The sequence below is a fragment of the Streptomyces sp. CRN 30 genome, assembly GCF_034105845.1.
This window is the reverse complement of the sequence record NZ_JAVRHI010000090.1, coordinates 1-13,045: the sequence shown is the minus strand read 5'-3', so window position 1 is coordinate 13,045 and position 13,045 is coordinate 1. Positions and strand designations below refer to the sequence as shown.

Sequence of the window (13,045 nt, the reverse complement as noted above, 5' to 3'; positions counted from 1 at the left end):
GCGCGGGGAACTGCGCGCTCGGCCACGACGGCGCCGCACCCGCTCCCGGGCGTGACGAGCGCGAGGCTCGTGACGTGGGCCGCGGCGGCGGGCCGTGGGCGGACCGCCGTCCGAAGAGTGCGCGGCCCGTCGGCCGGGCCCCGCGCCCGATCCCCGGCACACCCGAGTGACTTCTGGGCCTCCGCGCAGTTGAACCCGGCATGAAGAAGCGCAGCATGTGTGCCATCGCCTCCCTCGCCGCCGGTTTCGTGGCCGCGGCCGTCACCCCGTCGCACGCCCTGGGCGGCCTCCCGATCGACCTGGACAAGGCGACGAACGCCCTCAACAGCGTCAACATCTCCGAGGACAGCCTCGCCCCGCGCGAGGCCGACAAGAAGCCGAAGGGCTGACCGGAGGGAACCGGGTCACGGACCCGGACCGGACCCGGCGCCGACGCCCCCGACCAGGGATGTCGGCGCCGCTTCCGTGCGCCCTCAACTGGGGCTGGTTTCCGTGGCAGGGTGGAGCGGGCAAGCCACAGGGGGCCAACAGAAGAGGGGGACCTGTGACCGTCGTCTGGATCAACGGCGCGTTCGGTGCGGGGAAGACCACCACCGCACGAGAGCTGATCGACCTGATCCCGAACAGCACGCTCTTCGACCCGGAGGTCATCGGCGCGGCACTCACGCACCTGCTGCCGCCCAAGCGCCTCGCAGAGGTCGGCGACCTCCAGGACCTCCCGGTCTGGCGGCGTCTGGTGATCGACACGGCGGCGGCGATGCTCGCCGAACTGGGCGGCACGCTCGTGGTCCCCATGACCCTGCTGCGCCAGGAGTACCGGGACGAGATCTTCGGCGGCCTCGCCGCCCGCCGCATAGCGGTCCGGCACACCGTGCTGACCCCGGCCGAAACGATACTGCGCGACCGTGCGGCCGCCCAGGAGACCCCGGCGGACCCGGCGGACCCGGCCGAGGACGGGATACGCCCGCCGCAGTGGTCCTGCGACCGGATCGAGCCCTACCGGGCCGCCCTCGGCTCCTGGCTCATGGCCGACGCCTACCCGGTCGACAACGGCGCCCTCACCCCCCGCGAGACCGCCGCGCGGATAGCGGACGCCGTCGCCGGCGGCGCCGCGCCCGCCTGCTCCATCGTGCAGACCCCGGAACCCACGGCCGAGACGATCGCCGCCGGTGTCCTGCTCTTCGACGAACAGGAGCGCGTCCTGCTCGTCGACCCCACCTACAAGGCCGGCTGGGAGTTCCCGGGCGGCGTCGTCGAACCCGGCGAGGCACCCGCCCGCGCGGGCATGCGCGAGGTCACCGAGGAGACCGGCGTAGTCCTGAGCGACGTACCGTCCCTGCTGGTCGTCGACTGGGAACCGCCCGCACCGCCCGGCTACGGCGGGCTGCGCCTGCTCTTCGACGGCGGGCGCCTCGACTCCGCCACGGCCGGGCGGCTGCTGCTGCCCGGCCCGGAGCTGCGGGGCTGGCGTTTCGTCACCGAGGAGGAGGCCGCGGGCCTCCTCCCGCCGGTCCGCTACGAACGCCTGCGCTGGGCCCTGCGCGCCCGGCGGCGCGGGGCCGCGCTGTACCTGGAGGCGGGGGTCCCGGTCGGCTGACCCCGCCGCGCCGTGCGGCTCAGCTCGCCGCGTAGTTGCGCAGGAACAGTGCCTCCGTCACCGACAGGCGCTCCAGTTCCTCCGGGGAGACACTCTCGTCCACGGCGTGGATGCGGGCCTCCGGCTCGCTCAGGCCGATCAGGAGGATCTCCGCCTCCGGGTAGAGCGCGGCGAGCGTGTTGCACAGGGGGATGGAACCGCCCTGGCCGGCGTACTGCATCTCCTCGCCCGGGTACGCCACCGCCATCGCGTCCGCCATGGCCCGGTACGCCGGGCTGGTGGTGTCGGCGCGGAAAGGCTGGCCCTGGCCGACCTGTTCGACCAGGACCCGGGCGCCCCACGGCGTGTGCGCCTCCAGGTGCGCCTGGAGCAGCTCGGTCGCCTTGACGGCGTCCGTGCCCGGCGGCACCCGCAGGCTCACCAGCGCCCGCGCACCGGCCTGCACCGACGGCGTCGCGCCCACGACCGGCGGGCAGTCGATGCCGAGGACCGTGACGGCCGGCCGCGCCCAGACGCGGTCGGCGACCGTGCCCGAGCCGATCAGCTCCACCCCGTCCAGCACCCTGGCGTCCGCGCGGAACTGCTCCTCGTCGTACCGCACACCGTCCCAGCGGTCATCGGCGGCCAGCCCGTCGACGGTCGTCGAACCGTCCTCGGCGCGCAGCGAGTCCAGCGTGCGGATCAGCGCCGCGAGCGCGTCGGGGGCCGCGCCGCCGAACTGACCGGAGTGCAGATTGCCCTCCAGGGTGTCGACGGTGACGCGGACGAGGGTCATGCCCCGCAGGGTCGAGGTGACCGTCGGCAGCCCGACGCGGAAGTTGCCCGAGTCGCCGATGACGATCGAGTCGGCCGTCAGCAGCTCGGGGTGCTGCTCGGCGTACCGCTCCAGGCCGCCCGTGCCCTGCTCCTCCGAACCCTCGGCTATCACCTTGACGTTCACCGGCACGCCGCCGGCCGCCTTCAGCGCGCGCAGCGCGAGCAGGTGCATGATGACGCCGCCCTTGCAGTCGGCGCTGCCCCGCCCGTACCAGCGGCCGTCGCGCTCGGTCAGCTCGAACGGCGGAGTGGTCCAGCCGGCCTCGTCCAGCGGCGGCTGCACGTCGTAGTGGGCGTAGAGCAGCACCGTCTTCGCCCCCTCGGGGCCGGGCAGGTGGCCGTAGACCGACTGGGTGCCGTCCGGGGTGTCGAGCAGGGCCACGTCCTCGAAGCCCTCGGCGCGCAGCGCGTCGGCGATCCAGCCGGCGGCGGCCTCGCTCTCGCTCCTCGGGAACTGCTCGAAGTCGGCCACCGACCGGAAGGCCACCAGTTCGGTGAGTTCCGCCCGCGCCCTGGGCATGAGCGAGGCGACGGTTTCGGCGACCGGATTCGACGACATGGGCACGCTCCTTGTAGGTGCGACGTTGTACTTGATGACCACTCGCTGACCGTTTCATTTTGTGTGGTGTTCGCGGGTGATCGTGCGGTGTGGGCACGCCCCGGGGTGCGCACGGTGTGCGCAGGGCGCATACTGTGCCGATCCTCCCACAGTGGCCTGCGGCGATGCCCACCGTAGGATGCGGGTGACAGGTGCGGCATGCGGTTTGATCGGAGCAGTAGACCATCGTGAGCAGCGAGAACTCTTCGGCGGACGACGCGCGTCAGGTGTGGGACGTCGTCGTGGTGGGCGCGGGACCCGCGGGGGCCTCGGCCGCCTACGCGGCAGCGGTCGCGGGGCGACGCGTGCTGTTGCTGGAGAAGGCGGATCTGCCCCGCTACAAGACCTGTGGCGGCGGCATCATCGGGCCTTCGCGCGACTCACTGCCCCCGGGCTTCGAACTGCCCTTCAAGGACCGCGTGCACGCGGTGACCTTCTCCAACAACGGGCGCTTCACCCGGACCCGGCGCTCCCGGCAGATGCTCTTCGGGCTGATCAACCGGCCCGAGTTCGACCAGCAGCTCGTCGAGCACGCGCAGAAGGCCGGCGCGGAGCTGCGTACGGGTGTGACGGTGTCGCGGGTCGAGCAGCACGGGTCGGCGGTGCCGGACCGGCGGACGGCCGCGGTCGTCCTCCAGGGCGGCGAGACCGTGCTGGCCCGCGCGGTGGTCGGCGCGGACGGCAGCGCCAGCCGGATAGGGGCCCACGTCGGGGTCAAGCTCGACCAGGTGGACCTGGGACTGGAGGCGGAGATCCCGGTTCCGGAACCGGTGGCCGAGGACTGGAAGGGCCGGGTCCTCATCGACTGGGGCCCGATGCCCGGCAGTTACGGCTGGGTCTTCCCCAAGGGCGACACCCTCACCGTCGGCGTGATCTCCGCCCGCGGCGAGGGCGCGGCGACCAAGCGCTACCTGGAGGACTTCGTCGGGCGGCTGGGCCTCGCCGGCTTCGAGCCGAGCATCTCCTCCGGGCACCTGACCCGGTGCCGTGCCGACGACTCGCCGCTCTCCCGCGGCCGGGTCCTGGTCTGCGGTGACGCGGCGGGCCTGCTGGAGCCGTGGACGCGCGAGGGCATCTCCTTCGCGCTCCGCTCGGGGCGGCTCGCGGGGGAGTGGGCGGTGCGGATCGCCGAGGCGCACGACGCCGTCGACGCGCGGCGGCAGGCGCTGAACTACGCCTTCGCCGTCAAGGCCGGGCTGGGCGTCGAGATGAGCGTCGGCAAGCGGTTGCTGGCGGCGTTCGAGCGCCGTCCGGGTGTCTTCCACGCGGCCCTGACCGGGTTCCGGCCCGCGTGGAGCGCGTTCCGGGACATCACCCGTGGTTCCACCACGCTCGGTGAGCTGGTCCGGAACCATCCGATGGCGCATCGGGCGCTGACGGTGCTGGACCGGCGTCAGGCGCCGGTCGCGCCGGCCGCGCCGGCGGCCACCGAGGAGGAGTCCGCCGACTCCTGACCACCGGTCCGCCGTGGCTGTTCGCGCAGTTCCCCGCGCTCCTTCAAGGGGCGCGGGGAACTGCGCACAAGAGGCGCCGGGTGCCTACTTGCCGACGTTGCGGAACCGCACCAGCACGCTCACCACCCGCACCGTGAAAACCACCGCGGCCAGGGTCGCGCCCACGCCGACCAGTGTCTGGCGCACCCCGGCCGACAGGTCGAAGACGTAACCCGGGCCGGCCACGGCACCGAACAGCACCGCCGCCGCGAAGCCCGCGCTGAACAGCGCGTAGCCGATCTCCACGGTGATCGCGTCCCGTTCGGCCTGTGTGCGCCGTCCCCCGTGACCGTCCATGCCGCGAAGTGTACGGCTGCCGCCGAACCGGTCGATCGCCTCAGACGACGCCCGACCGCTCGCGCCACAGTTCGGCGAGGGACGCGTCGCCGGTCACCTCCGGCAGCGGCAGCCGGTTCCACAGCGCGAGATACAGCCGGTCCGCGGGGCCGGTGATCTCGCACTCGGCCTCCCCGGCGCCGGTGCGCTCGGTGACGGCCGGCTCCTCCGACAGCCGCAGCGTCCACACCGCGTCCGGCGCGTCCGTCGCACGGACCCGCAGTGTGCGGGGCTTCTCGGTGCGGACCCGGCTCTTCGGGCGGCCGTGGAAGAGACACAGCAACTCGTCGACGCCGTCGACGGCGAACTCCGTACTCACCTCGGAGACGGTCCCGCCGGCCGCGGACTCGGCGTCGAACCGGTGCACGGCCGTCTCGTGCGCCTGCCGCCGGGCCCAGAAGGCCAGCGGGCTCGGGGCGGGCATGAAGTGCCAGCACGCCGTGGAGGGCGGGGCGGCGGCCAGCGTCTCGACGAGCCGGCCGTGCCCTTCCCGGAACCAGTCGAGGAGCGCGCCGCCCGCCAGCGCCGGCGGGTCCCCGATCGGCCGGGGCCGCGTCTCGCCCGTGGCGACGAAGGACGTGGCCCAGCGGTGTACCGCTCCGGTGTGCGCCACCAGGTCCCGCACCCGCCAGCCGGGACAGGTCGGCACCCCGGCGTCGCTCCCGGCCCGCTCGGCGGCCGCGGCCAGCAGCCGGCCCTCGCGGTCCAGTGTCTCGATGAACGTCGCAGTCTCCATGGCGGTGAGTCTGCCCGACGGGCCCCGGTCCGCGGTACGCGTTTTCACCCGCGGTGATCGCTCAACTCGCGCCCATCGCCCGGCGGTTGGCGAACGCGGCGAGCATCGCCACCGCCGCCAGCACCGCGACGCTGGTCAGCGCCGCCGGCAGCGAGAACCAGTCGGCCATGAAGCCGATCGCGGGCGGCCCGAGGAGCATGCCGCCGTAGCCGAGGGTGGAGGCGGTCGCGACACCGCCGGGGCCGCCGAGCGCACCCGCCCGCTCGATCATCACCGGGAAGATGTTGGCGAGGCCGAGGCCCGTCACCGCGAAGCCCAGCAGCGCCGCCCAGGGCGCCGGGGCGAGCGAGCCGAGCAGCATGCCCGCGGCGGCGGTCGCCCCGCCGGCCACCACCGTCGGGGTCCGGCCCAGCCGTTCAAGGAGCGTCGTGCCGGTCAGCCGGCCGACGGTCATGGCCAGCGCGAAACAGGAGTACCCCACCGCGGCGAGCCCCGGCGACGCCTGCAGGTCCTGCTCCAGGTGGAGCGCGCCCCAGTCGGCCATGGCGCCCTCGCCGTAGGAGGAGCACAGGGCGATCAGCCCGAAGGTGACGACCAGGCGGCGGGTCCGCCGGTCCGTGCGGGCCGGGGCCCGCCCGTCCGCCGGGGTGCTCTCCGGCGGCACGGCCGGCGCGCAGCTCAGCAGCAGCCGTCCCGCGACCAGCGTGACGAGCAGTCCGACGAGGGCGAGCCCGCCCAGGTGCAGGGCGGGCGAGAGCGAACCGGCGACGAGGCCGCCGAGGCCCGCGCCGATCATCCCGCCGAGGCTGAACGCGGCGTGGAAACTGGGCATGATCGGGCGCCGCAGGACGGCCACCAGGTCGACGGCCGCGCTGTTGAAGGCGACGTTGATCCCGCCGTAGGCGCTGCCGAAGACCAGCAGGACGGCGCCCAGGGCGAGAGCGGAGTGCGTGAGCGGCGGCAGGACGACGCTCAGACAGAGCAGCACGGCGCAGACGACGGTGACGGGGTGGCTGCCGTAGCGCCGGCAGAGCCGTCCGGTCAGGGTCATGGTGACGACGGCGCCCGCCGACACCCCGAGCAGCGCCAGGCCCAGGGCGCTGGCGGAGGCTCCGGTCTGCTCCTTGATGGCGGGGATGCGCACCACCCAGCCGGCGAAGACGAAGCCGTCCAGCGCGAAGAACGCCGTCAGGGCGGTCCGGAGACGGCGGAGGTGGACGGGGGACCCCGGCACGGCACTGTGCGGGCGGGTTTTGTTTATCAGCGGCACAAAAGGAGCGTAGGAGTCCGCCCCGGACCGGGGCAAGGGGGTCGTCCGCAACCCGCGCGCGCGGCGTCCGCCGACGTCACCGGGGGCCAGGGGCGCGAACCCGCGGCCCACGCGTCGCATACGCTCGACACCACGATGAAGAACAATCTGACCCCCCTGGAGCCGAAGGCCGACAAGGCCACGGTCCGACGGCACAACCTCAGCCTGGTCCTGAGGGCCGTGCACGACGCGGGGGAGGCCACCCGGGCGGGCATCGCCACCCACGTCGGACTGACCAGGGCGGCGGTGTCCTCCCTGGTCGAGCAGTTGCTGGAGCACGGCTTCGTCACCGAGTGGGGCAAGACCAGCAGCGGCCAGGTGGGACGGCCCGGCACCGTCCTGAAGGTGTCCCGGTCCGGACCGGCCGGCCTCGGGGTCGAGATCAACATCGACTTCATCACCGTCTGCGTCGTCGACCTCGCCGGCACCGACCGGGTCCGCCTCGTCGAACACGTCGACAACCGCGGCGTCCAGCCCTCGGAGGTGCTGGCCCGCGCGGCCCGGCTCGCGGCCCGCGCCATCGGTTCGGCGGCCGAGCAGGACCTCGTACCGGCCGGCGCCCATGTGGCGCTGCCCGGCCTGGTCACCGGCGGCAGCGTGCGGCAGGCGCCCAACCTCGGCTGGCAGCGGGTCGCGGTCGAGGGGCTGTTCGCCCAGGCGCTGCTCTCCCTGCGCCCCGCCCACCGGGCGCTGCCGGTCAGCTCCGACAACGAGGCCAACGCCGCCGCCCTCGCCGAGCTGTGGTTCGGCGCCGGCACCGAGGGCGTGCGCAGCTTCCTGTACCTGACCGGTGAGATCGGCATCGGCGGCGCGCTGGTCCTCCGCGGCGACCTGCTGCGCGGCGCGCACGGCTTCGCCGGGGAGATCGGGCACATGGTCGTCGACCCGGACGGCCCGCTGTGCCGGTGCGGCGCCCACGGCTGCCTGGAGCAGTACGCCGGTCAGGCCGCCCTGCTGGGCGCCGCCGGCATCGACGCGGCCACGGGCGTACGGGGCGTCGCCGAACTGGGCCGCCGGGCCCGCCGGGGTGAACCGGCCGCCCTGGCGGCGATCGAGCGGGCCGGACGGCAACTGGGCGTCGTCGTCTCGGGAGCCGTCAACCTCTTCGATCCCGAGGCGGTGATGCTCGGCGGTGTCTACCGAGAGCTGATCGACTGGCTGGCCCCCGCCGTCGACCGGGAACTGGCCCGCCGGGTGGTCTCCGGGCTGTGGAGCGAGGGCAGCCGGCGGCTGCGGGCCTCCTCCTCCCTCGGGGACGCGGCCCGGGGCGCGGCCGGTGTCATCGTCCGCGAGGTCCTCGCCGACCCGGCGGCGTACGCGGAGCGCGAGACGGAACGGCAGAAGGGGGCCGCCCGGTGAGACGGCCCCCTCCGCCCGCGCGTCACCGCCGGTGGGCGGCGATCAGCTCCTGGTAGAAGCGGTAGCTGTCCTTCGGTGTGCGCTCCTGCGTCGCGTAGTCGACGCGCACGATGCCGAACCGCTTGTCGTAGCCGTACGCCCACTCGAAGTTGTCCAGCAGCGACCAGACGTAGTAGCCGCGGACGTCCACGCCCGCGTCCATCGCGGCCTTCAGCGCGGTGAGGTGGCCGCGCAGGTACTCCACCCGGTCGGTGTCGCGCACCGCGCCGTCGGCGTCGACCGCGTCGTCCTCCGCCGAGCCGTTCTCCGTGATGTGCACGGGCGGCAGCGCGTCGCCGTACTGCTTCTTCAGCTGGACCAGCAGGTCGGTGAAGGACTCCGGGACCACCGGCCAGTCCATCGAGGTGTGCCGCACGCCGGGGAGCCGCACCTCCTCGTACCGGTTGTCGGTGGCCACCCGCAGCGCCGCGTCGGCCTCGCGGTGCGGGGCGTCGGCGACGACGATCGGCCGGTAGTAGTTGATGCCCAGGAAGTCCAGCGGCTGGGAGATCAGCTCCAGGTCGCCGTCGCGGCGGAAGTCCGCGCCGGTGATCAGCTCGCCCCAGGTCTCCTCCTCGGTGGCCGGGTAGCGGCCCGCGAGGATCGGCTCCGTCCACACCAGGTTGTGCTGGGTGTCCGCGCGGAGCACCGCCGCGAGGTCGGCGGGGGAGTCGGTCGCGGGCAGGTTGCGGTCGAGGTTGAGCGTGATGCCGACCTCGCGCACCCCGGCCGCGCGGAGCGCCCGCACCGCCAGGCCGTGACCGACCAGCAGGTGGTGGGCGGCGGCCAGCGCGCCCCGGCCCTCCTTGGCGCCCGGCGCGTGCCGGCCGATGGAGTAGCCGAGGAAGGAGCTGCACCACGGCTCGTTCAGCGTGATCCAGCGCGGCACCCGGTCGCCCAGGTGCTCGGCGACGACGGCCGTGTACTCGGCGAACCGCTCGGCGGTCCCCCGCACCCGCCAGCCGCCCCGGTCCTCCAGGGCCTGGGGGAGGTCCCAGTGGTAGAGGGTGGCGGCCGGCTCGATACCGGCCTCCAGCAACTCGTCCACCAGGCGCGAGTAGAAGTCCAGGCCCTTGGCGTTCACCGGGCCGCTGCCGTCGGGGACGATCCGCGGCCAGGCGATCGAGAAGCGGTAGGAGTCGACGCCGAGGTCGCGCAGGAGCGCCACGTCCTCGGGGTAGCGGTGGTAGTGGTCGCAGGCCACGTCACCGGTGTCGCCGTTGGCCGTCAGACCGGGGGTGTGGCTGTAGGTGTCCCAGATGGACGGCCCGCGGCCGTCCTCGCGGGCCGCGCCCTCGATCTGGTACGAGGCGGTCGCGGCGCCGAAGACGAAGCCGGGCGGGAAGCCGGGGAGGTCAGTCATGCGGTGGGGACCCATTTCCTGTGATGCTTTCCGGTGACGGGGAGGTCACTTGACGGATCCGCCGGTGATGCCGGCGGCGATGTACTTCTGGGCGAGGACGAGCAGGATCGCCGCCGGGATCGCGGACAGCACGGCCGCGGCCATCACCGAGCCCCAGTCGCCGACGTGCGCGCCGATGTACTGGTAGATGCCGAGCGTGACCGGCTTGACGTCGTCGGTGGTGTTCAGGGTGAGCGCGAACATGAAGTCGCTCCACGCGAACAGGAACGCGAAGAGGCCCGACGTGATCAGCGAGTTCCGGCTCATCGGCAGGACGACCTTGAGGAAGGTCCGCACCGGTCCGGCGCCGTCGATCTCCGCTGCCTCGATCACCTCACCGGGGATCGACACCATGAAGGAGCGCATCAGCACGATGGAGAACGGGATGCCCAGCGAGGCGTCCGCCAGCATCAGGCCGAAGTAGGAGTTGACCAGGCCCAGGTCGACGTAGGAGTTGTAGAGCGCGTTGGCGATGACGATGCCCGGCACCATCTGGGTGATCAGCGTGCCGAACACCATCGTCTTCGAGCCGCGCAGCCCGAACCGGGCCAGGCCGTAGGCGGCCGGCGCGGCGATCGCCAGGCAGATGACGACCGCGCCGAGCGCCACCACCAGCGAGGTCAGCAGGTGGCCGCCCTGGTCGGTGATGGCCTTGGAGAACCCGGACAGGTCCAGGCCGCTCGGCACCGGGTCGACCTTGAGCAGGCCGGACTCCGGCTGGAGCGCGGTGTTGAGCATCCAGTACAGCGGGAAGAGCATCACGCACAGGATCAGCACGCCGGCGACGGTGGAGCCCCAGCGCCGCTTCGGTGCCGCGCTCCCGGTCGCGGTGGGTGTCGCGGTCGGTGTCGTGGTCTGCGAGGCCATGGACGTCACTTCCCCTCGGTGCGGTTGGCCCGCAGGTAGAACACCGCGAACACCGCGGAGATCAGGATGAGTACGTTGCCGACGACCGCGCCCGCGCCGAAGTCGAGCTGGACGAACGAGTTCTGGTAGGTCAGCGTGCCCAGGGTCTGGGTGGCGTCGGCCGGACCGCCGTCGGTGAGGGCCAGGATCAGGTCGAGGATCTTCACCGTCGACATGAAGCCGAGCACGAGCACGACGGTGACCACCGGCTTCAGCATCGGCAGGGTCACGGAGCGGAAGGTCCGCCAGGCGGAGGCGCCGTCCAGGGCGGCCGCCTCGTGCAGCTCCTTCGGGATCTCCTGGAGACCGCCGTAGAGGATGACCATGTTGAACGGGATGCCGATCCAGATGTTGACCAGGATCACGGAGAGCAGCGCCATGTCCGGGCTGGTCAGCCAGGGGGTGTGGCCGCCCAGGCCGATCGTGTCCAGGAAGGTGTTCAGCACACCGGTGTCCTGGTCCAGGATGCGGCGCCAGACGATGCCGGACACCACCATGGGCACCAGCCAGGGCAGCAGGATCAGCGACCGCAGCACGCCGTTCAGCGGGAACCTGCGGTTGAAGAAGACGGCGAGCGCCAGGCCGATGCCGAACTGCCCGAGCAGCGAACCGGCCGTGAAGACCAGGGTGTGCCAGAGCGCCTTGCCGAACAGGGCGTCCTGGAAGACCTTCGACCAGTTGTCGCCGCCGTTGAACGGCGACTCCCCGGTGAAGAACGTCTGCGGTGTGTAGTGCTGGAAGCTCATCACGACGTTGCGGACGAGCGGGTAGCCGAAGAACAGCAGCATGAAGACGACGGCGGGGGCGACGAAGCCCCACTGGGCGAGCCTGCGCCGGCGTCTGATCCGGGCCGGGTCCGGCGCGGCGGGCTTCTTCTGCGCCTCGGCGGCCGGAGCCGCGCTGACGGTGGAGGTGGTCATGGTCGCGTACCTCAGTTCCCGCTCGTGGCCCGCTGCTGGGCGCGCTTCAGTGCGGCCTCGCTGGACTGGCCGGTCAGGGCGGACTGGAAGGCGCTCTGCAGGGCGAGCGACACGCTCGACCAGCCGGCGCCGAGCTTGGCGGTACGGGACCGGGCGGCGGCCACCTGGTCGGCGAGCGCGTCCAGCTCCGGCACCTCCTCGCGCCACTCCGCGGCGGCCTCGGAGTTGGCCGGGACCATCCAGCTGTTGAGCGCGTAGGTCAGCTGCTCCTGCTGGCTGGACAGACAGGCCACGATCTTACCGGCCGTCTTCTCGCGCTGCTCGTCGCCGGTGTTCGGCACGGTGAGCACGGCGCCGCCGAGCGGGCCGACGGAGTCCGCGCCCTGCTCGGGCACGGGTATCTGCGCGATCTCCCAGTGCAGCGACTTGTCGGTGTTGAGGGTCTCGACCTGCCATGGACCGTTGATCATCATCGCGGCGTTGCCGGCCATGAACTGGTCGTTGACGTCCGCCTGGGTCCAGTTCACCGTCGACTTCGACAGCGAGCCGTCCTTCAGCAGGCCCTTCCAGTAGTCCAGCGCCTCGACGACCTCGGGGCTGTCCAGCTTCGTCTCGTCGCCGCCGTTGGACCACATGAACGGCGTGAACTGGAAGACGCCGTCCTCGGCACCGCCCGCGCTGAGCGCCAGGCCGTACCGCTTGCCCTCGGTGAGCTTCTTCGCGGCGGCGCGCAGCTCGTCCCAGGTGGTGGGGACCTCGATGCCGGCCTGGTCGAGCATGTCCTTGTTGTAGAACAGCGCCAGGGTGTTCACGGAGCGGGCCGCACCGTAGTACGTGCCCTTGTAGGAGCCGAAATCGACGATGCCCTCGGGGATGTCCTCGGTGGACAGGCCGAGCGACTTCAGGTCGGTCAGACCGCCGGCGTCGGCGAAGGTCGGCATCTCGGAGGCGTCGAACTGGACGATGTCCGGCAGCGACTTCGACGACGCCATCCGCAGCGCCTTGGTCATGACCTGGGCGGCGGGGACGCTCTGCTGCTCGATGGTGACGCCCAGCTGCTTGCCGCAGCGGGCCATCGCCTCGGCGTCCCAGCGGTGGTACGACTCGTCGGTCGAGGAGTTCATCACGGTGTACACGTCGGCGTCGCGTTGCTGTCCGCAGCCGGTCAGCGCCGCACCGGCGACCAGGACGGAGACGGCGGCGATCGGGGCGACGGCTCTGCGCGAGCGACGGCGCGAGCGACCGCGCGGGCGGGGCGCGGAGGCCGGAGGGTGTGCTGTCACGGTGGGTGCCCTTGCGTGCGAGGGGGTGCCGGCCCGCCCGCGCGACCACGGCGTCACGCGGGGGATGGGGAGGAAGGTCCGCGGGCACCGGCCGACCCGCGGAGGGGAGGTCAGCCTCGGGCGCCGAGGAGGTGGTCCATGGCGAGCTGGTCGAGGTGTTCGAAGGCCATGCCGCGGGCGGCGGCGGCCTCGGGGTCGAAGGTCTCGTAGGCGCCGGTGTCGGCGAGCAGCCCGGCCAGGCCGTCCTGGGC

12 protein-coding genes and 1 pseudogene are annotated in these 13,045 nt (G+C 72.8%); 4 read left to right on the top strand and 9 right to left on the bottom strand.

Annotation, left to right across the window (positions count from 1 at the left end; all coding sequences use genetic code 11):
• Nucleotides 1-200: 200 nt before the first annotated feature.
• Together UW392_RS08470 and UW392_RS08465 are read left to right on the top strand one after the other, a co-directional pair.
• Nucleotides 201-389 (top strand): hypothetical protein, encoded by a 189-nt coding sequence (locus UW392_RS08470; protein ID WP_320774262.1) that lies wholly within the window; start codon nt 201-203, stop codon nt 387-389.
• A gap of 155 nt (nt 390-544) precedes the next feature.
• Nucleotides 545-1,597 carry an NUDIX hydrolase gene (locus tag UW392_RS08465; RefSeq protein ID WP_320774261.1) on the top strand — a complete coding sequence of 351 codons (1,053 nt, stop codon included), beginning with the start codon at nt 545-547 and terminating at the stop codon, nt 1,595-1,597.
• 19 nt (nt 1,598-1,616) lie between these two features.
• On the opposite strand, the gene UW392_RS08460 is transcribed toward UW392_RS08465, so the two are convergent.
• Nucleotides 1,617-2,972: a dipeptidase gene (locus UW392_RS08460; protein ID WP_320774260.1), complete on the bottom strand. Its 1,356-nt coding sequence runs from the start codon at nt 2,970-2,972 to the stop codon at nt 1,617-1,619.
• A gap of 227 nt (nt 2,973-3,199) precedes the next feature.
• Here UW392_RS08460 and UW392_RS08455 point away from each other — a divergent pair, with 227 nt between their 5' ends.
• The gene (locus UW392_RS08455; RefSeq protein WP_320774259.1) at nt 3,200-4,465 is read left to right on the top strand and encodes a geranylgeranyl reductase family protein; all 1,266 of its coding nucleotides are present in this window, start codon (nt 3,200-3,202) and stop codon (nt 4,463-4,465) included.
• 84 nt (nt 4,466-4,549) lie between these two features.
• Here the strand turns inward: UW392_RS08455 and UW392_RS08450 are convergent, their stop codons facing one another.
• From UW392_RS08450 to UW392_RS08440, 3 genes are all read right to left on the bottom strand, one after another.
• Entirely contained in the window at nt 4,550-4,801 is a 252-nt protein-coding gene (locus tag UW392_RS08450) for a DUF6332 family protein (RefSeq protein WP_320774258.1), read from the bottom strand.
• A gap of 40 nt (nt 4,802-4,841) precedes the next feature.
• A complete protein-coding gene (locus UW392_RS08445; RefSeq protein ID WP_320774257.1) occupies nt 4,842-5,576 on the bottom strand; it encodes a maleylpyruvate isomerase family mycothiol-dependent enzyme in 735 nt (244 codons plus the stop codon).
• Between the two features lie 61 nt (nt 5,577-5,637).
• Nucleotides 5,638-6,810 carry an MFS transporter gene (locus UW392_RS08440; RefSeq protein WP_320774256.1) on the bottom strand — a complete coding sequence of 391 codons (1,173 nt, stop codon included), beginning with the start codon at nt 6,808-6,810 and terminating at the stop codon, nt 5,638-5,640.
• Between the two features lie 171 nt (nt 6,811-6,981).
• On the opposite strand from UW392_RS08440, the gene UW392_RS08435 reads away from it, so the two are divergent.
• Nucleotides 6,982-8,244, top strand: coding sequence for an ROK family transcriptional regulator (locus UW392_RS08435; RefSeq protein ID WP_320774255.1), 1,263 nt, complete (start codon nt 6,982-6,984; stop codon nt 8,242-8,244).
• Nucleotides 8,245-8,266: 22 nt separating this feature from the next.
• On the opposite strand, the gene UW392_RS08430 is transcribed toward UW392_RS08435, so the two are convergent.
• The 5 genes and pseudogenes from UW392_RS08430 to UW392_RS08410 form a co-directional block, all read right to left on the bottom strand.
• The gene (locus UW392_RS08430; protein ID WP_320774254.1) at nt 8,267-9,646 is read right to left on the bottom strand and encodes a GH1 family beta-glucosidase; all 1,380 of its coding nucleotides are present in this window, start codon (nt 9,644-9,646) and stop codon (nt 8,267-8,269) included.
• 45 nt (nt 9,647-9,691) lie between these two features.
• Entirely contained in the window at nt 9,692-10,552 is an 861-nt protein-coding gene (locus UW392_RS08425; RefSeq protein ID WP_320774253.1) for a carbohydrate ABC transporter permease, read from the bottom strand.
• Nucleotides 10,553-10,557: 5 nt separating this feature from the next.
• On the bottom strand, nt 10,558-11,511 hold the full coding sequence (locus tag UW392_RS08420; RefSeq protein WP_320774252.1) for a sugar ABC transporter permease: 954 nt from the start codon (nt 11,509-11,511) through the stop codon (nt 10,558-10,560).
• Between the two features lie 11 nt (nt 11,512-11,522).
• Nucleotides 11,523-12,794 carry a sugar ABC transporter substrate-binding protein gene (locus UW392_RS08415; RefSeq protein WP_320774251.1) on the bottom strand — a complete coding sequence of 424 codons (1,272 nt, stop codon included), beginning with the start codon at nt 12,792-12,794 and terminating at the stop codon, nt 11,523-11,525.
• A gap of 110 nt (nt 12,795-12,904) precedes the next feature.
• A pseudogene (locus UW392_RS08410) lies at nt 12,905-13,045 on the bottom strand (xylose isomerase); the annotation flags it as partial.

What these genes read in the sequence shown, in the direction of transcription:
- UW392_RS08470 (WP_320774262.1), top strand. Translation starts at nt 201, where the DNA reads ATGAAGAAGCGCAGCATGTGTGCCATCGCCTCCCTCGCCGCCGGTTTC.
- UW392_RS08460 (WP_320774260.1), bottom strand. Translation starts at nt 2,972, where the DNA reads ATGTCGTCGAATCCGGTCGCCGAAACCGTCGCCTCGCTCATGCCCAGG.
- UW392_RS08450 (WP_320774258.1), bottom strand. Translation starts at nt 4,801, where the DNA reads ATGGACGGTCACGGGGGACGGCGCACACAGGCCGAACGGGACGCGATC.
- UW392_RS08445 (WP_320774257.1), bottom strand. Translation starts at nt 5,576, where the DNA reads ATGGAGACTGCGACGTTCATCGAGACACTGGACCGCGAGGGCCGGCTG.
- UW392_RS08435 (WP_320774255.1), top strand. Translation starts at nt 6,982, where the DNA reads ATGAAGAACAATCTGACCCCCCTGGAGCCGAAGGCCGACAAGGCCACG.
- UW392_RS08430 (WP_320774254.1), bottom strand. Translation starts at nt 9,646, where the DNA reads ATGACTGACCTCCCCGGCTTCCCGCCCGGCTTCGTCTTCGGCGCCGCG.
- UW392_RS08425 (WP_320774253.1), bottom strand. Translation starts at nt 10,552, where the DNA reads ATGGCCTCGCAGACCACGACACCGACCGCGACACCCACCGCGACCGGG.
- UW392_RS08420 (WP_320774252.1), bottom strand. Translation starts at nt 11,511, where the DNA reads ATGACCACCTCCACCGTCAGCGCGGCTCCGGCCGCCGAGGCGCAGAAG.